The sequence below is a fragment of the Pseudomonas sp. G.S.17 genome, assembly GCF_038096165.1.
Taxonomy (GTDB): Bacteria; Pseudomonadota; Gammaproteobacteria; order Pseudomonadales; family Pseudomonadaceae; genus Aquipseudomonas.
This window is the reverse complement of record NZ_CP151076.1, coordinates 3544156-3561833: the sequence shown is the minus strand read 5'-3', so window position 1 is coordinate 3561833 and position 17678 is coordinate 3544156. Positions and strand designations below refer to the sequence as shown.

The window sequence follows — 17678 nt, the reverse complement described above, 5'->3', positions numbered from 1 at the left end:
CCTGAAACGAACAAGAGGCAACACCATGCAAAACAATCCCGACATTGATGTGTTGATCAGCGAAGTAGGGCCACGGGACGGGCTGCAAAGCGTGTCAGCGACGATGCCGACAGCGCTGAAAATAAACTGGATTTCGGCCTTGGCGGCGTCTGGCCTGCGAGAGATCGAGATTGGCTCGTTCGTCCCGGCAAAGTTGCTGCCGCAGATGGCGGACGCCGCACAGCTGGTCGTCCACGCCCGCACGCTGCCGGGGCTGTTCGTCACTGCGCTGGTGCCCAATCTCCGAGGCGCCCAGGCGGCGTTCGAGGCGGGTGTGCAGAAGATCACCCTGCCGATTTCCGTGAGTGAACCGCACTCGCTGGCAAACATCCGCAAGACGCATGCGCAAGTGATCGAGGAGGTTCGCTCGGTCGTTGCCTGGCGCAACCAGCACTTCCCTCATGTGCAGATCGAAGCCGGACTCTCCACGGTGTTCGGCTGCACGCTGCAAGGTGTCGTGCCGGCAGATGACGTGATCCGCATGGCACTGAAGATGGCCGAACTCGGCCTGGAGGAGGTGGGCCTGGCCGATACGGTCGGTTATGCCAACCCCACGCAGGTGCGTCGCCTGTTCACCCGCTTGCGCAACGAACTGGGGCCTGTCGCGGGCAGCGCTCACTTTCATAACACCCGGGGCCAGGGGCTGGCGAACGTGGTTGCGGCGCTCGATGTCGGCGTGACCACCATCGACGCCTCGCAAGGCGGTCTGGGCGGTTGCCCTTACGCGCCGGGAGCCTCGGGGAATATCGTCACCGAGGATCTGGTTTACCTGCTTGAGTCCATGGGCCTGCGCACCGGCGTCGACATTGATCGGCTGGTTGCGGCACGGGAATGGCTGCACCAAGGCCTGCCGGGCGAGCCGCTGTACGGCTTCATTCCTGACGCCGGGGTCGGCAAGAATTTTCGTTACGCAAGCAAGGACTTATGAACATGCAGCAGACTTCCGAAAAGACCCTGCCACTGGCTGGCATCCGCGTCGTCGAATTCGTGCACATGGTCATGGGCCCGACCTGTGGTCTGGTCCTGGCCGATCTTGGCGCCGAAGTCATCAAGGTCGAGCCGGCTCCAGCGGGCGACAACACCCGGCGTTTGCGGGGTTCGGGCGCGGGCTACTGGATGACCTATAACCGCAACAAGAAAAGCTTTGCCGTGGACATGAAAACCGAGGAGGGCATGCTGGCCGTGCGCAAACTGATCGCCAGCGCGGACGTGGTCACCGAAAACTTTCGTCCCGGCGCCATGGAAAAACTCGCGCTGGGCTATGAGCAGGTCAAGGCGATCAAACCGTCGATCATCTACAGCTCGATGAAGGGATTTCTGCCCGGGCCTTACGATCAACGCACAGCGCTGGATGAGGTGGTGCAGATGATGACCGGCCTGGCCTATATGACCGGGCCGGTGGGGCGTCCACTCCGGGCTGGCGCGTCGGTGAATGACGTCATGGGCGGCATGTTCAGTGCCATTTCAATCCTGGCCGCGTTGCACCAACGTAATTCGACCGGCCTGGGTCAGTTCGTACAGACCGGCCTGTTCGAAAACTCAGCCTTCCTCGTCGCGCAACACATGATGCAGAAAGTCGTGACCGGCAAGGCCGCCGCGCCGATGCCCAATCGCGTGTCGGCCTGGGCCATTTATGACGTGTTCACCACGGCCGATGATGAGCAGGTGTTTCTGGGCGTTGTGAGCGACGGCCAATGGCAAAGCTTCTGCAAGGCCTTTGACTTCAGCGACTGGGCTGTCGACCCCACTCTGGTGCAGAACAACCAACGGGTGCAGGCTCGTGATCAGATCCTGCCGTTTGTCAGCCAGCGTCTCGGCGGCATGGGCAAGGTCGAGGTCATGGCCCGTTGCGAAGCGGCAGGGCTGCCATTCTCGCCGATCCAGCGCCCCGAGGATCTGTTCGAAGACCGCCACTTGAATGCCTCGGGTGGCATGGCGGCGCTGACGCTGCCTGATGGCGAAAACGTCAAGGTGCCCATGTTGCCCTTCGAAATGGATGGTCAGCGCTTCGGCACACGCCTGAACGTTCCCGAACTTGGCAGCCATTCCACTGAACTGCTGACCCAGATGGGTTATTCCGACGCAGAGATTCAGGCGTTACAGGCTGCTGGAGTTGTTAAAGGCTAATTCTTGCACTTGGCCAACACCACTTCGCAGGTACTGGGCGTACCGCCGGATCGCCCGGCGTAGCGCTTGCAGTTATCCAGAGACTTTTTGCGCGCCATGTTCAAGGACGAGCCCCAGGCCAGGCCAACTGTGCCGACGCTGGGCAGCGCTTTTGCGTAGCAGTTCGAACCCTGGGTCGGCGTGGTGCCTGAGCAACCCGCGATCAGCGCCAGGCTGATGGCGAGCAAAGAGAGCAGGGCCCATGATGAACAGCGGCGCATTGTGATACCGGTCATTGCATTTCCTGTGCATCTAGAGGCTGAAGCGTTTTTAGGGTCATGTCATGCAGGTTAGACCGAGTTGCGCCGCCAAGGCGTTCGCCAGCGCTTCCTCTGTCTCCTTCCCCCATATCGAACTGATGGCCGATGTCTGGATGCATTGCGTTATTTCGTGTTGGTGAAACTGAACGCCTGTTCTTTAAGGCTCGTTTGAATCAACGCAGCCAATTGTCTGGCGGCCGGCGTGGAGTGTTCGCCATTGAAGTGCAGCACATAGGCCAGGGTTGGCACCGGCGGTAAACCGGAAATGACGCTGAGATGGCTCGGCAGTCCAACGCGGGTTCGCAGTGTCACGCCCAATCCGGCAGCAACGCCAGCCCAGATTCCGCCAACGCTGGGGGTGGTCAATGCGATTCGCCAGGCAATTCCCGCCCCATCCAGCGCCTGGGTGGCGGCACTGCGCAGCACGCAAGGGGCGTCAAACATGATCAATGGCACGGGTGAGTCAGCAAGACGTTTGACCGGCGGCGTGTTACGCGCGCCTATCCAGTACATCTGCGTTTCGCCCAGGCGGGTCGCATGGGAGGACTTATGTTCGGTGTCCCAGGCCAACGCCATATCCAGGCCATCGCGGTCGAGCAGGGCAAGCAGCTCGGCATTGCGGGCAATCCTGACTTGGCCGGGGGTGGGCTGATGGTCGCGGGGATTCAGCTGGCAATTATTTTTGGCGCGACCGTGGGCGGGTTGCTTTATGACGGCGTTGGCTACCAGGCGACGTTCATCGCCAGCGGGGTATTTCTCCTGATAGCTGCCGTGCTGGCATTGCTCGTATCCCGCACGGCTATGCCGGTTGCACGATGAACTGGCGAGGCGTCATCGTGCGTCAGTCCGGAATGTCTGCGAATAAATTCTCAGAAGTCCCAGCGAGTTGTGAGCATGAAGTTGCGCGGTTCGCCGTAGGCCGCAGAATTGTAGAAGCCGATGTTGGTGTAGTAAGACTTATCAAAGATGTTATTGGCGTTCAGCGTCGTCGAGAGATTGTCGCTGAACTGATAACGGGCCATGGCGTCCACCAGCCAATAGGCTTTCTGGGAGAATTCCTCGTAGCGGCCATGCGGGGAGTTGTAGATATCCTGCCATGCAACGCTCTGCCAGCGGGTGCCGCCGCCGATGGTGAGCCTGTCGAGACTGCCTTTCAACTTGTAGGAGGTATACAGGCTGATTTGATCTTCGGGCTCGAAGGTAGAGATTTTGATGTCGTTATCGTCACGCACGATCTTGTGCGTGTAGCCAGCCTGCAGCTGCCAGCCAGGCGAAAGCTCGCCGGACATCTCCACTTCATAACCCTTGGTGACGGCTTTGGTGCCTTTGAACGCATAGTTGGAAGGGGTGGGCTGGCGATTGTTGTAGTCATCGTCGGAAACCGAGCGATTGTCTTCACGAATCTCGAAGTAAGCGGCGCTGGCGTTCAATCGCTTGTCGAAGAACTCGGCCTTGATGCCAAGTTCATAGTTCTGGCCTTCGTCCGGATCAAGGATTTTGTTGTCGCGGTCGCGGTTGTAGTTTTCCTGCGGCATGAAAATGTCCGTGTAGCTGGCGTACACCGAATAGGTGTCGTTCAGGTCATAGACCGCGCCGACGTAGGGCACGAAGCGGCCGGTTTCCTTGTACGACGGGGTAATACCGGTCAGCTGGTAATTGACTACGCGCCCGCCGAGCAACACCTTCAAGTCGTCGGTGATGTTCAGGCGTGTGGTGACGTAGGCACCTGTCTGGCGCACGGTGTCGTCGATCCATTGCGTCTGCGAGCCCCAATCTGGTTCGCGGAAGTTGCCGTGCCAATTGTTGAAATCCACGACGTTGGGGCCGTAGGTGGTGTAATCCCAGAAACCTTTACCTTTCCAGGTCGACGTGGCAATGGAGCCGCCCACTACCAGTTCGTGCTCCCGGCCCAGCAGGCTGAACGGTCCGGTGACGTACAGGTCGGCCGAGTCGCTGACGGTTTCGCCGGTGTATTTACCCGGCGTGATGGATGAGGTGCCATCGGCGTTTGGCGTGCTGCCCTGAATGGAACCCATGAGGGCGTGATAACCATTGATCTTGTGATCCAGCTGCAGTTTGCCGACCCAACCGTTATCGAAGTTGTGCTCGAGCATGGCGAATACAGTGCGCGTGTATTGCTCCCAGCTGCTCCAGTCGGCACCGTTGTTGAACGAGCGCGAGACGTGGTTGCGATCACCATTGGCATCAATCAGCGGGAAGCTTCCCGACCACGTGGACGCCTTGGGCAGACTGTCCTGGTAGTCACCGCCGACCGTGAGCATGGTGTCCGGCGACAGGTCGAGTTCCATGATCCCGTAGTACACCGGGCTCTTGCGCGAATAGCGGTCCATGAACGAGTTTTTGTCCTGATAAGCGGCAACGGCGCGGCCGCGGACATTGCCGGTTTCGGTCAGGGGGCCACTTACGTCCAGCTCACTGCGATAGTTGTCCCAGGAACCGACACCCAGGCTGGCATGTCCCTGAAAGTCGGCGGTGGGCTTCTTGCGCACCAGGTTGATCGTGGCGCCAAGCGATCCGGCACCCGTCAACAGCCCGGTCGCGCCCTTGAGCACCTCGACGCGGTCGTAAATGGCCATGTCACTCAGGGTATTACCCGCGGAATACGCCACGTTGCGGGAGGTGGAGGGAACACCGTCGTACTGGAAGTTATTGATCGAAAACCCGCGGGCATAGTAGTTGCTGCGCTCGGTGTCGAACGCCGACACGGTGATGCCCGGTGTATGGCGCATCACGTCGTCGACAGTGTTCAGACCGAAGTCATTCATGTGCTGGCGCGTGACGACGGTGATCGATTGCGGTGTCTCGCGCGGGGAAAGGACCAGGCGCGTTGAGGTGGCGATGGTGCCCGGTGTATAGGATCCAGAGCCCTCGGTGATGGTCCCCAGTTCATTGGACACGATGTCCGTGCGGCCCAACTCTATTGCCGAGGTCTGGGAGTTTCCGGGGCGCAGGGAATAGCGTCCGTCACTTTCCTGAATCGCCCGTAAGCCTGAACCGGCCAGCAAACGCTCAAGGCCTTCGGTCATGGCGAATTTCCCGTCCAGCCCTGTAGAGCTCAGCCCCCGCGTGAGCGCCGGATCAAACGACAAGACAACGCCTGCCTCGGCTGCAAAGCGGGTCAGGGCCGTCCCCAGGTCGCCCGCGCCGATGTGGTACTCGCGCACGCTGCCCTCGTTGGCATAAGCCGGCAATGAAGCGCCGATCCCCAGCAAGGTAGAGCAAAGCAGGGCGCCGCGAAGACCCGTCGTGAGGCGGCCGGTCTTGAAGGGTATTTTCATCTGTGGATGTCTCGTCGTCTTGATTGGCGGGCGGGCTGTGTACCCCATTGCTCAATGAGTCGAACGAGAATGAGAAAACCTATCATCAACAGTGATTTTTTTTAACGCCGCAAGACGGTTACCCAGTAGCGGGTCTTTTCTTCTATCCGCACCGGCAAGCTGGTGGTCAGCGCCTGCAAGGCCTGATCAGTGTCGTTCAAGGCAAAGGCACCGCTGATGCGCAGCCCGGCAATTGCAGGGTCACAGCGCAGCCAGCCGGAGCGGTAGCGGCCCAGTTCCGCGAGAAAGCTGTCGAGACGTTGCTCGTTGGCGACCAGCACGCCCTTGCTCCAGGCATCCTGACCCGGTGTCACGGGGGAGGGAGCTTGCGCCTGGAGGCTATCGAACGCGCACTGCATCCCGGCATCCACTACCAGCGGCGAGCCGGCGAGCGGAGTAATGCGAACCTGATGCTCGAATACCGCAACCCGTGCACCACCGTCGTCACTGCGCACCGAGAATCGTGTGCCGAGCGCCTGGACGATACCTTGCGGCGTTTGCACAAAAAACGGTCGACCAGCAGGATCCCGGGCGGTGGTGACCAGGATCTCGCCGTCGCGCAGCACCAGTCGGCGGCTGTTGGTGTCGTACGCGACATCCACCGCGCTTGCGGTGTTGAGCTGCAACTGGGTGCCATCCGCCAATACGATTCTGAGTTGTTCGCCGGTGGCCGTACGATAATCCGCCGTCCAGCCCGCGGTGTGCGCTTGTCGATATCCGCCATAGCTGAGCATGCCGCCACCGACCGCCAGGACCAGGCCTTTGAGTAACGTGCGGCGACCGCTTTGTTCCGGTTGATCGGCCAGGCTGAATGCGCGTCCCGTCACGCCCGTTGGTAGACCGTGCAGGCGCTGCTGCAATTGCTGCGCCTGTTCCCAGGCCCAGCGGTTTTCTGCGCAGCTGGCCAGCCATTCGCCCCAGGCACCTTGATCCGCACAGGTAACATCCTCGCTTTGCAGCTTGGTGAACCAGTGTGCGGCCTGTTGAAGCGCCACTCGCTGCTGAGGGTTCAGAGTGGTCATCGTGATCAGCGCTCCACGCCAAGGCTATACAGCATGCAATGCTGCGTTGCTTTGGCAATGTAGCGGTTGATGGTCACGACGGAGACGCCCAATTGCGCAGCAATGGCCTTGTAGTTCATGCCATCCAGTTGGGACAGCAGAAACGCGCGCCGCACATTGGCGCCCAGCCCCGCGAGCATCGCATCCAGTTCATAAAGACTTTCGAGCAGAATCGCTCTGGATTCTTCGCTGATGGTCACGGCTTCCGGTTGTTCGGCGACAGCCTGAAACCAGGCCCGCTCAAGGCGCGCGCGGCGAAAATGATCAATCATCAGCCTGCGCGCGATAGTCGCCAGATAACCCTTTGGCTCACGCACGGCTTCAAGTTGGGCAGCGGCATCCTTGGCGGTCAGCACCCGGATGAAAACGTCCTGCACCAGATCGGCTGCCAGATCACGGCACTCTACACGCGGGCGTAACCAGCCAAATAGCCAGCGATGATGATCGCGATAAAAAACGCTGACCTGCTGTTTGAAAGGGGAAGGGGTGGGCATAGGGGCAGATCAATAATGCAATTAGGATTGATTATCATTCTAGGGTTGGCGGTGTTTGTTCTGCAAGCCTGTAGCATGCGTTCAGCGTTTTCACAGTCGCAATCCGCTGCCGCTTATGCATTGACAGACCTTTGGACGTATCCTTCGCGCGGCGTATCGGGCTCGCGGTTCGTCGATACCATCCTCACCCTCTACCCACGCCAACAGGAGTTTTGCGTGAAGAAGGATTACCTGGCGTTTTTCACGTCCTTGTTCCTGTCGCGGCTGGCGGATCAGGTTCTGTTGTTCATCGTGCCATAGGTTGTATTTCAGACCACCCATAGCGCCGCCTTGGCCGGTTTGGCGTTCTTCGTCGAATCGTTGCCGCGCTTTCTGGCGTTTCCGGTCTGCGGCGCGCTGTGCGACAGGTTCTCCCCGGTCATCGTGGGTGTCACGCCGCCACTTCTGCAGCAATGATCATTGGCGAATTTGCCGCCGACAAGGCCACTTACGCAGGCCTGCAGATGGCGGGCGAGCTGAACGCGGACCCAGCCATCAAGGATCGATAACGCAGAATCAAAAACGGGTCGAGTCGATCACTTCAACTTTTTCGCAGAACGCTGTCGCCGGCATTCGCGGGCAGCCGCACGACATCGACCAACCCCAGAAGCCCCAAGGCGGCGATGCCCAGAAACGCGACGCGAAAATCGAACGCCTGAGCGACGATTTCCCCTCCTCGCAGGGACATGGAGAAACGCAGCAGCAATGCGGCCACTGTCACGCCGATGCCCATCGCCAGCTGGAAGAACATGCTGAACAGTGCAGAGGCTTCACTCATGCGACTTTTTTCGACATCAGCGAAGCCGATTGAGTTGTAGCAGGTGAACTGCATTGATCGGGACAGCCCGCCAACGAACAGGACGACAGCGATCAACCAGAAGGGTGTGGTCGCCGTGAAACACGCACACGCCGCTATGGACATGACGCCGATGATCCCGTTGAGCAACAGCACCCGACGAAAACCATAGCGCTGCATGATGGCGGTGGTGAGCGGCTTCATCGCCAGGTTCCCGGCGAAGACGGCCAGCACCAGGGTTCCTGCTTCAACCGGCGATAGCCCAAAGGCAACCTGAAACAGCAGCGGGAGCAGGAAGGGTAAAGCGCTGATCGCCATCCTGAACATCGATCCGCCGAAGACGCTGACCCTGAAGGTCTGGATGGACAGAGTGTCGAGCGCCAGGAGTGGGTTCGCGTGGGTACGACAGTGATGGATTGCCAGAGCGGCAAGCACTATTCCAGACGCCAGAACTCCCGCTCCAACCAGTAACCCACTGCCGTTATGACTGCCGAGCCATTCCAGCCCGCCAAGAATCGTCGCGCAGGCGCCCGACAGCAGCAAAAATCCTCTACCGTCGAACTTGCGTACGTTCTCCTCCTTGCCTGCGGGCACCAGCCATAACGCGGCAATCAAGGCCAGCACGCCCAAGGGCAAATTGAGATAAAAAATCCATGGCCAGTCAAAATGGGTGACGATCAAACCGCCCGCCAGCGGCCCGAGAATCGGCGCGACCAGGCCGGGCCAGGTAATTACCGCGATCATCTTGACCAGGTCTTTTTTGTCGGTATTGCGCAGCACCGCAAGCCGTCCAACCGGCACCATTAACGCCCCGCCAATGCCTTGCAGCACGCGGGATGCGACGAAAGCCTCGAAGCTTGTGCTCATGGCGCAAAGCAGCGACGCGAGCGTAAACGTCACGATTGCTGCGGTGAAGACCCGGCGCGCGCCAAAGCGATCCGCCACCCAGCCTGACAGGGGTATGAAGATCGCGACGGCGAGCAGGTACGCGGTAATCCCGACATTCATGTCGACCGGGCTCACCGCAAAATCAGCCGCCATTTTCGGCAGCGCGGTGGCAATGACAGTGGCGTCCAGATTCTCCATGAAGAACGTGACTGCGACGACAATGGCGATGAGTCGGGTCTGCAAGCTGATGCCCGTTCCGACGTTCGCCGCTGACTCTTGAACCGGAGGAACCACCGTCGACGTCCTTTAAAGCGCTGAGAGAGATGGCTGTTCTTTTAGCAGAGAGCGGGCCTTGCGGCGACCACTAACCGGCCAGGCCCGATCAATGCGTTGGGTCAGTTGTTGAGACTCCTGCGGCGAAGCAGATCGTCGATGGCCCGCAGCGCCAGCGGATAACCGTCGGCCCCCAGGCCGCAGATCACCGCATCGACGACGCCGGACATGATCGAGTGGCGATGAAGCTCATCCCGTGCATGGATGTTCGACAGGTGCAATTCAATCAGCGGCGTGTCGATCAGCTTCAACGCATCCAGTACCGGGATCGAATGAAACGAAAAGCCTGCCGGGTTGATGATGAGTGCGGCACCTTGTTCGAAGGCTTCCTGAATCCAGTCGACCATCACACCCTCGTGATTGGTCTGGCGAAATTCACAGGCCAGGCCAAGTTCCTCGGCCAGCATCACGCAGCTCTGGCGAATCTGCTCGAGCGTGGTGTGGCCATAGATGTGTGGCTCGCGACGGCCCAGGAGATTCAGGTTCGGGCCGTTGAGGATGAAGACAGTTCGGTTCATGGTCGTCCTGCTGCGTTATTTGGAGAGGATGGCGGTGGAGGCGGTGTCAACCGGGTCTTGTGCGGCGACGGCGTTGAGGTCAATGCCTCGGGTTTCCGGGCCGATGACGATCATGGCCAGCGAGATCAGGTTGATGACGGCGCACAGCGCGACCAATGGCCACGGTGAGTTACCGGATTGGCTCATTAACCAGACGGCGATCATCGGCATCGGGCCGCCGACCAGCAGGTTGGCGCCGGTGTAGGCCAGGGCCGAGCCGGAGTAACGCACCTCGGTGGGAAACGCTTCAGCGAAGGCCACTGGCTGGATGCCGCTCTGGAACTGGGTGAAGCCCAGGAACAGTCCCATGATGGCCATGATCGCGGAGACGTTTTGCGTGTTCAGAATCGGGAAGTACACCATCAGGATCAGCAGCGTCATGCACGAGCCAAGGATCAAGGCCTTTTTGCGACCCCAGCGATCTGACAGATAGCCGCCCGCCAGTGCGCCGAAAATCGCGCAGATGTTGGCAACCATCAGTGACATGAAACCCATCGACTGGCTCATGCCAAGGTGTTTTGTCAGGTAGCTCAGCGAGAAGATCACGATCAGATAGAACAGCGCGGCCGGGGAGCAGAAGAACAGCATCAGCCGCAGGATGGTTTTGTAGTGGCTGCCCAGTGCGGATTTCAGCGGGCTGGTGTTCTGCTTGATTGGCGCTTTTTTCAGGGCAATGAACGCCGGTGTTTCAGCGACTTTGAGACGGATTAAAATCGCCACGATCACCAATATGAAGCTCATCACAAACGGAATGCGCCAGCCGAAGCTTTCGAACTGTTCGCTGGAAAGCGTGGCGGCGAGCCCCAAAAGCACGGCATTGGCTAAAATCTGGCTGAGTGGCGAACACAAACCCAACAGGCCCGAGTAACGTCCGCGACGGTCGGGCGCGGCATGTTCCAGCGCCATGAGCTGCGCCCCGGTGGATTCACCGCCCAGGGCGAACCCCTGGATGACGCGCAGCAGCACCAGGAGAATCGGTGCCCAGACCCCGATCTGACCGTAGGTGGGCAACAGGCCCATCAGCACTGACGCCAGGCCCATCATGGTCACGGTGGCCAGCATCAGATTGCGCCGACCCAGTTTGTCGCCGAGGTAACCGCAGGTAATAGCGCCCAATGGCCGCGCAGCCAGACCGACACCGAACGTTGCCAGCGAGGCGAGGAGGCCGGCCGTTGGCTCCATCGCCGGGAAAAACAGCTTGGGCAGAATGGTCGCCGATATCGGGCCATAAAGCGTGAAATCGAACCACTCCAGGGCGGTGCCGATGGTGGCGGCCGTTACCGCTTTGCGAGGCATGCGCTGGTCATGACTCTCGTTGCTGATCGTGCTCATAAGAGGTGCTCGTCATTGTTTTTATGGTTATGAGGTGCTCACACGATTCCGCTTGGACAACAGCATTGGCAGGAAGCGTCGAAGTCGGTAGACGTTAACGCATCCTGCTTGCAGAATAATTATCGAAATCTGTACAAATGCATAAGCTGAACTTATGAGTACGAGCTATGGAACTGCGACACCTGAAGGCCTTCGTCGTGGCGGCCGACTTGCAACACTTCAGCCGGGCGGCCGAGCAACTGGGGATCGCGCAACCGGCACTGAGTCAATTGATGCGAACCCTTGAATCCGAACTCGGGCTGGCGCTGTTCAGACGTGAGAACCGCGGCGTGGCCCTGACCGCTGCGGGTATGGCGTTCCTGCCCCATGCGCGGCAATCCATCGAGTCCAGCGAATTGGCCAGTGCGGCGGCACGCCGGGCCAGAAGAGGTGAGGTGGGCGAAATCAACATCGGTTATCACTCGGCGTTGTTCGAGGCTAACTTGCCGCAATTGCTGCGGCATTACTTCAGCACTTTCCCCGAGGTCAAACTGAGTCTGGTGGACGCGGGCATTCGCGAGCAACTCGAAATGCTCCTCGACCACAAGCTGGATCTGGCCTTTGCCAGGGTGTTCAAGGATCACCTGCCGGACCGTCTGCGCACGCATCCTTTCAGTCAGTCCAACCTTGTCCTGCTGCTGCCGGACAACCATGAGCTGGTGGATAGCTTTACCGGCGAACTGGCGATGCTGCGGCACGAGAAGTTCGTCTTTCTCCAGGACCCGGCCGGCATCGGCCTGACGTCACACACGCTTCAGGCCTGTCGGCAAAATCAACTGCATCCCGAGAACATCATGCATGTGCCTTCGTTGATGAGCATCCCGGGATTGGTCGCAGCGGGTATCGGTTTAAGCATCGTGCCCGAAGCGATGACCCGCTTGACCATGCCTGGGGTGCGGGTCATACCGCTGCCCCAGGTAGAAATGGTCAGTGAGCTTTCGCTCATTTCACGCATCGATGAGCGCTCCAGTGCAGTGCTTCACTTCATCGAGGAGGCTCATGGTTGGGGGTAGAAAATCATCCGGCTTCTTTGAGCTACAGCGTTGCCGTCGGCCTCACAGCCGGAAGCGGCCGACCAGCGTATTGAATGAAATTGCCAGGCTGGAAAGCTCCTGGGTCGAGGCGTTGGTCTGATGGGCGCCAGCCGCTGTCTGGGTCGATAGATCCTGAATGTTGACCAGATTGCGATCAACTTCCCGAGCGACGTTGGCCTGCTCTTCGGACGCTGTGGCAATGACCAGGTTGCGATCGTTGATCTGCGAAATGCCTTCGGCAATCAACTCCAGCGCCTCGCCTGTGGCCAGGGCCAGCGATTGGGTATCGGTTACCAGTGACTGGCTTTTACCCATGGAGCTTACCGCCTGATCAGCACTGGCTTGCACGCTGTTGATCATCCCTTCAATCTCGCCGGTCGAGGCCTGGGTGCGGGCCGCCAGGGCGCGAACTTCATCGGCCACCACGGCAAAGCCACGGCCCTGTTCGCCCGCTCTTGCGGCTTCGATGGCAGCGTTCAGGGCCAGCAGGTTGGTTTGTTCGGCGATCCCGCGGATCACGTCCAACACTTTGCCGATGTCGCGCACCTGAACGGCGAGATTCTTGACCATGTCAGTGGACGCGGCAATTTCAGTGGTTGCGCTGTTGATCGCGGCGACGGCGCTGCGGGCCTGGTCGCGACCATTGCTGGCTTGCTCGCTGGTGGTTCTGGACGCTTCGGAGGTGGAGACGGCATTGCGTGCGACTTCTTCGACAGCCGAGGTCATTTCCGTGACGGCGGTTGCCGCCTGCTGGATCTCGTCGTTCTGGCGGACCAGACCACGGCTGCCATTGTCAGTGACGGCGGTCAGCTCCTCGGCAGCCGACGCCAGTTGGTCCGATGCGCTGGCGATCTGTTGAATCGTGCTTTTCAGGCTGCTCTGCATGTCCGCCAGAGCGGTCAACAACTGGCCGGCCTCATCGTGGCCGGTACTGATGATGTGCTGGGTCAGATCACCTTCGGCAATGCTGCGAGCGCTCGCCACGGCATTGGCAATGGGGCGGCTGATCAGGCGGCTGATAAACATTCCGAGCAGGATTGCGGCAATGAATGCCACTGCGATGCCAACATACAGCGAAGTCTTCGATGATGACTCCAGACGGCTTGCATCTTCGGCGCCTTCACCTACTTGCCGGTCATTGGAATCGACCATCACTGTCAACCCGTCCATGACCGAGCGGTAAGTCTTTTGCAAGTCGCCCAAGAGCAGGGCGCGGCCGTTCTCCAGATCGCCGGCCTGCATCAGGCTGACGTACTTTTGCACCATCGCCTGATAAACCGGCCAGTCTTGTTGCATTTTGTCGCCAGCGGCACGTTCGTCATCGGCAAGCGGTGTTTTTCGGTAGTCGGCGAATGCTTTCTCGCTGGCCAGTCGGTTGGCGTTCATCGATGCAATGAATTCATCTTTCACGCTTTGTGGCAAACCGGCGGCAGTGGCCAGGTACAACCGGTAAAGATCGCGGCTTTGTCCGACCGCCTTGGTTTTGGTTTGCGCGGTGTTGGAGACAGACACCAGATTGTTGGTGAACACCAGTTTCAGGTTCTCCGATAGCCTGGAAACTCCCTGGCTGCCCAGGACGCCTACGCCCAGTGTGATGAACGCACACAGCACGAAGGCTGTGATCAGTTTGGTCGAGAGTTTTGCGTCATTGATCCAGCTCATCGGTCATCCTGCTGACATATTTAGGGAGGAGCACACTGAGCTATCTCTCGACGAGAGGTGGCTAGTTGCCAGTCTCTCTATCGGCCATACTGTCAATGACTTTAGTGTTGCCGGAAATGTTTAGTAGTTGTGATGGCTCTGGAATGGGCCTTCTGGAGGAGTTTGCGCACTGGCTGTGTATTACTCATTCACATGGAGGATCGCTGGAATGACAGTTGTGCATCAGGCGGCTCAAGAAGGTTTCTCAAAAGAAGCGGGTACCTACACCCAGGGCCGCCCAGACTATCCAGGCGAAATACGGCCATGGCTTAGCGATACATTGGGCATCAGCCCTGGCTCGACGGTGATTGATTTGGGCGCCGGTACCGGGAAGCTCACGCTCCTGCTGGAAACAATGGAAATTGAGGTCATTGCCGTCGAGCCGGTCGAAGCCATGCGAGCCGAGTTTGCCAGGCATCTACCGAACATCAGGATTCTGCCGGGCACTGCCGAAGCTATTCCACTCGATGCTGGCGCAGCGCAGGCGCTGGTATGCGCCCAGGCGTTTCACTGGTTTGCCAATGAAACGGCGCTCGGCGAGATTCACCGAGTGCTTGAACCCGGTGGCCGGCTTGGGCTGATCTGGAATGTGCGTGATGAGTCCGTGGACTGGGTGGCAGCCATTACCAGAATCATCACGCCCTACGAAGGTGATACTCCGCGTTTTCACACTGGAAACTGGCGACTGGCGTTCAACGGTCGCTACTTCTCGGCGCCGGAACTGACCTGCTTCAAGTACACCCATACTGGCTCGCCCGAAGCCGTAATCCTGGATCGTTTTCTGTCGGTGAGTTTTATCGCAGCTCTGCCTTCTGCAGAGAAAGCGGCGGTGGCTGCTCAGTTGCGGACGTTGATCCGCACTCACCCGGCCTTGCGCGGCCGTGAAACCATTGAGTTTCCTTATCAGACCCAGGCTTATCTGTGTCGCCGGCTGGACTGAATCAACGCGTTTCGGGGTGCAAGGCCCTGCAGTTCAAGCGGCGGTCTGCAGCCGCCGCTGTACCATCCGGGTCAGGCGTTCGCCTACCTTCTCGACTCCTTTGTTCTGCGCCACCACCTGGGCGCCTTCCATCAACAGGGTAAGTTCTTCGGCAATCTGCTCCGGCTCGTTCAGTTCCAGCTGAGAGCAAAGGGCGACTAACCGACGAAACTGCCGCTGTTTATGGGTGTGAATCAGCGTTCGGGCCGGGTGCTCAGCGTCTGGCAGTTCGGCCAGTGCATTGCTGGACGCCATCCATGGCTGCGCATCAGGTGACCCGTTCCGTATCCCGCCCCTGCAACAAGTTTTCTGGAGCAATCCCGGCGTCAGCCCGGTGCATTGCGTATCGGCGTGCAAACTCGCCCGCTGAACGGTCAAGCGCTGCATCCTGCGGTAGAGGCCGCCTTGATGCAGACGGCGCGCAATCTTGAGCTGCTGGGCCATCGGGTCGAAGAAATGCAGCCGGACATCGGCCTGAGCTGGGATGCGTTTGTCGAGCTCAATGGACGCTTCTGGTCATCAAACACAGCTGCCTGGATCGACGCCATTGCCGCCGCTACGGGGCGCAGTATCGATTCCGAATATCTGGAGCCGGCGACGTTGGCGCTCTATCGGCTCGGGAAGACGCTGCGTGCCACCGAACTGTTGGGCGCACGCTGAACAAGGTTTATAGGCATGGCTGACCAGTCGATCCGCATAGGCGGTCTGTTTTCCGACACCGGCGTCACCGCTGCTGCCGAGTGCTCAACAATGCGCGGCGCGCAGTTCGCCATCCAGCAGATCAACGCCGCCGGTGGCGTCGATGGCCGGCTTCTGGAACTGATTACCCGCAATCCCGATTCGACACCTGCGCTTTATGCCATGCACATCGAGTCACTGATCCGCGAAGAGCACCTGCGTTTTTTCTTCGGTTGCTACACCTCTGCGGCGCGCAAGGCGGCATTGCCCATCGTCGAGCGCTATGACGCGCTGCTGCTGTATCCGGTGTATTACGAAGGTTTCGAATATTCACGCAATATCATTTATACCGGCGCGACCCCAAACCATAACGCGTTGCCGCTGGGCAACTACATGCTGGATAACTTCGGCAATCGCGTGTTGATGATCGGCTCGGAATACGTCTATCCCTACGAAACCAACCGCCTGATGAGCGACCTGCTGTACGAGCGCGGCGGCACCAAACTGGGCGAATACTACCTGCCGCTGAAAAACGCCCGGCCGGAAGATTTCGCCAGGTTGATGGTCAAGGCCAGGGAGCTGAAGCCGTCGTTCATCTTCTCCACGGTGGTTGGCGAAACCATGGGGCATTTGTATCAAGCCTACGCCGACGCGGGCTTTGACCCCGCCGTGATGCCCATCGCCAGCCTGACGACCAGCGAAACGGATATTCAGCAAATGGGCGCTCATCTGGGCGCCGGGCACATTTCGGCAGCGACCTATTTCCAGTCGGTCGACACGCCGAACAATCGCCAATGCATCGCTCGGTACCGCGAGCTGTTCGGTCAGCATCAGGTCACCGACCGATGCTGGGAGGCCGCTTACTTTCAGGTCCATCTGTTGGCCAAGGCAATCGTGCGGGCTGGCAGCACCGAAGTGGAAGACGTCTTGCAAGCCATGCGCGGCCTGGAATTTGAAGCACCTCAAGGGCGCATCCGGGTCGACGCGGACAACCACCACACGTACCTGTTTTCGCGCATCGGCCGAGCCAACGCCGAGGGCCAGTTCGACATCCTTTATGAGAGCGAGAGCGCCCTCAAGCCCGACCCATATGCCATCGCGCCCAATTTCAATGATTGGTCCAGCTCTGCCGGGAGTCGACCATGACCTTGCGTGCCGCCAAAAAACGCCTGCGCAACGACAGCGCCAGCGGCATCAAGGATTTGCGCGATGTCAGTGTGCTGGTGATGCATCCGGATGACGAAGACGGCCGCAACCTGATCGAGCAGTTGCAACGCATCGGTTGTCAGGTGCGCGTGCAGTGGCCGATCCCGGAACGCCTGGCTATCGAGGCGGACGTGATCGTGTTGGCGGTGTCGCCGGAAAGCCTTTCGACCAATACACCGTGCCTGCTGCACGCCAGCACGCCGCCAATCATTCCGGTGATTGCCTACGAGAACCCGATCATCGTCGAAGCGCTGGTACAGCTGAATGCCTGCTCGGTGATCCCGTCACCCGTGAAATCCTTCGGCCTGCTGACGGCGCTGGCGATTACCTTGAGCCAGTCGCGCAAGGCACGCGAGCGTGAGAAACACGTCAAGCGTCTGGAAGGACGCATGGCGGTCATGCGTACCGTGCAGCAGGCGAAAATCATTCTGATTGAAACCAAGGGCATGTCGGAAATCGACGCCTACAACGCATTGCGTGATCAAGCCATGGCCAAGCGCGAACCGGTGGAGAAAATTGCCGAGGCGCTGGTCAAGGCCCATGAACTGTTTCAACGAGCCTGTTCCTGAACAGCCTTTGAGCATCAAGCCGCTGACGGCTTGATCCTCTTCTGCGTGGACGTTTGCCATACGCCCTTACCCGGCAGGTATGGAACACCGCGTGGTGACCGGCGTGGACAACGAAGTCCTCCGGAACGAACCGCAGCCTGTGCATCGAGCATGGCCGGTTCGAGTCGAT

At 59.4% G+C, this 17678-nt stretch carries 16 protein-coding genes and 3 pseudogenes; 9 read left to right on the top strand and 10 right to left on the bottom strand.

The genetic code is table 11. The features are described from left to right. The first annotated feature begins 25 nt into the window (after positions 1–25). Positions 26–967, top strand: a complete 942-nt coding sequence (locus tag AABC73_RS16835; RefSeq protein WP_341520153.1) for a hydroxymethylglutaryl-CoA lyase — start codon at positions 26–28, stop codon at positions 965–967. A gap of 2 nt (positions 968–969) precedes the next feature. After that, positions 970–2166 carry a CaiB/BaiF CoA-transferase family protein gene (locus tag AABC73_RS16830; RefSeq protein WP_341520152.1) on the top strand — a complete coding sequence of 399 codons (1197 nt, stop codon included), beginning with the start codon at positions 970–972 and terminating at the stop codon, positions 2164–2166. Here AABC73_RS16830 and AABC73_RS16825 read toward each other — a convergent pair. After that, a complete protein-coding gene (locus AABC73_RS16825; protein WP_341520151.1) occupies positions 2163–2441 on the bottom strand; it encodes a hypothetical protein in 279 nt (92 codons plus the stop codon). The two genes, AABC73_RS16830 and AABC73_RS16825, sit on opposite strands and share 4 nt — an antisense overlap. 147 nt (positions 2442–2588) lie before the next feature. Further along, a pseudogene (locus AABC73_RS16820) lies at positions 2589–3101 on the bottom strand (LysR substrate-binding domain-containing protein); the annotation flags it as partial. Between AABC73_RS16820 and AABC73_RS16815 the strand changes: the two are divergent. Beyond that, positions 3102–3284 (top strand): annotated as a pseudogene (locus tag AABC73_RS16815) (MFS transporter); the annotation flags it as partial. Between the two features lie 50 nt (positions 3285–3334). On the opposite strand, the gene AABC73_RS16810 reads toward AABC73_RS16815, so the two are convergent. The 3 genes from AABC73_RS16810 to AABC73_RS16800 all read right to left on the bottom strand — a co-directional run bounded on the left by AABC73_RS16810 (position 3335) and on the right by AABC73_RS16800 (position 7358). After that, positions 3335–5764, bottom strand: a complete 2430-nt coding sequence (locus AABC73_RS16810) for a TonB-dependent siderophore receptor (RefSeq protein WP_341520150.1) — start codon at positions 5762–5764, stop codon at positions 3335–3337. A 101-nt stretch (positions 5765–5865) separates the two neighbouring features. Further along, positions 5866–6825: a FecR domain-containing protein gene (locus AABC73_RS16805; protein ID WP_341520149.1), complete on the bottom strand. Its 960-nt coding sequence runs from the start codon at positions 6823–6825 to the stop codon at positions 5866–5868. A gap of 5 nt (positions 6826–6830) precedes the next feature. Next, positions 6831–7358, bottom strand: a complete 528-nt coding sequence (locus tag AABC73_RS16800) for a sigma-70 family RNA polymerase sigma factor (RefSeq protein ID WP_341520148.1) — start codon at positions 7356–7358, stop codon at positions 6831–6833. Positions 7359–7574: 216 nt separating this feature from the next. Here AABC73_RS16800 and AABC73_RS16795 point away from each other — a divergent pair. Beyond that, positions 7575–7778, top strand: a pseudogene (locus tag AABC73_RS16795) (MFS transporter); the annotation flags it as partial. Between the two features lie 160 nt (positions 7779–7938). Here the strand turns inward: AABC73_RS16795 and AABC73_RS16790 are convergent. From AABC73_RS16790 to AABC73_RS16780, 3 genes are all read right to left on the bottom strand, one after another. Then, a complete protein-coding gene (locus tag AABC73_RS16790; protein ID WP_341524260.1) occupies positions 7939–9330 on the bottom strand; it encodes a DHA2 family efflux MFS transporter permease subunit in 1392 nt (463 codons plus the stop codon). A 146-nt stretch (positions 9331–9476) separates the two neighbouring features. Further along, positions 9477–9932 carry a type II 3-dehydroquinate dehydratase gene (locus AABC73_RS16785; protein ID WP_341520147.1) on the bottom strand — a complete coding sequence of 152 codons (456 nt, stop codon included), beginning with the start codon at positions 9930–9932 and terminating at the stop codon, positions 9477–9479. Between the two features lie 15 nt (positions 9933–9947). Continuing rightward, the gene (locus tag AABC73_RS16780) at positions 9948–11303 is read right to left on the bottom strand and encodes an MFS transporter (protein ID WP_341520146.1); all 1356 of its coding nucleotides are present in this window, start codon (positions 11301–11303) and stop codon (positions 9948–9950) included. Positions 11304–11470: 167 nt separating this feature from the next. Between AABC73_RS16780 and AABC73_RS16775 the strand changes: the two genes are divergently transcribed. After that, positions 11471–12355, top strand: a complete 885-nt coding sequence (locus AABC73_RS16775) for a LysR family transcriptional regulator (RefSeq protein ID WP_341520145.1) — start codon at positions 11471–11473, stop codon at positions 12353–12355. A 42-nt stretch (positions 12356–12397) separates the two neighbouring features. Here the strand turns inward: AABC73_RS16775 and AABC73_RS16770 are convergent, their stop codons facing one another. After that, positions 12398–14038, bottom strand: a complete 1641-nt coding sequence (locus tag AABC73_RS16770; protein WP_341520144.1) for a methyl-accepting chemotaxis protein — start codon at positions 14036–14038, stop codon at positions 12398–12400. A gap of 208 nt (positions 14039–14246) precedes the next feature. On the opposite strand from AABC73_RS16770, the gene AABC73_RS16765 reads away from it, so the two are divergent. Then, positions 14247–15017, top strand: coding sequence for a methyltransferase domain-containing protein (locus tag AABC73_RS16765; RefSeq protein ID WP_341520143.1), 771 nt, complete (start codon positions 14247–14249; stop codon positions 15015–15017). 33 nt (positions 15018–15050) lie between these two features. Here AABC73_RS16765 and AABC73_RS16760 read toward each other — a convergent pair whose 3' ends face one another. Continuing rightward, positions 15051–15311: a hypothetical protein gene (locus tag AABC73_RS16760; RefSeq protein ID WP_341520142.1), complete on the bottom strand. Its 261-nt coding sequence runs from the start codon at positions 15309–15311 to the stop codon at positions 15051–15053. Positions 15312–15407: 96 nt separating this feature from the next. Between AABC73_RS16760 and AABC73_RS16755 the strand changes: the two genes are divergently transcribed. The 3 genes from AABC73_RS16755 to AABC73_RS16745 are packed head-to-tail and all read left to right on the top strand — an operon-like array spanning position 15408 to position 17509. Beyond that, a complete protein-coding gene (locus AABC73_RS16755; RefSeq protein WP_341520141.1) occupies positions 15408–15716 on the top strand; it encodes a hypothetical protein in 309 nt (102 codons plus the stop codon). A gap of 15 nt (positions 15717–15731) precedes the next feature. After that, a complete protein-coding gene (locus AABC73_RS16750) occupies positions 15732–16880 on the top strand; it encodes a transporter substrate-binding domain-containing protein (protein ID WP_341520140.1) in 1149 nt (382 codons plus the stop codon). Then, a complete protein-coding gene (locus AABC73_RS16745) occupies positions 16877–17509 on the top strand; it encodes an ANTAR domain-containing protein (RefSeq protein WP_341520139.1) in 633 nt (210 codons plus the stop codon). Before AABC73_RS16750 ends, AABC73_RS16745 begins: the two co-directional genes overlap by 4 nt. Positions 17510–17678: the final 169 nt, after the last annotated feature.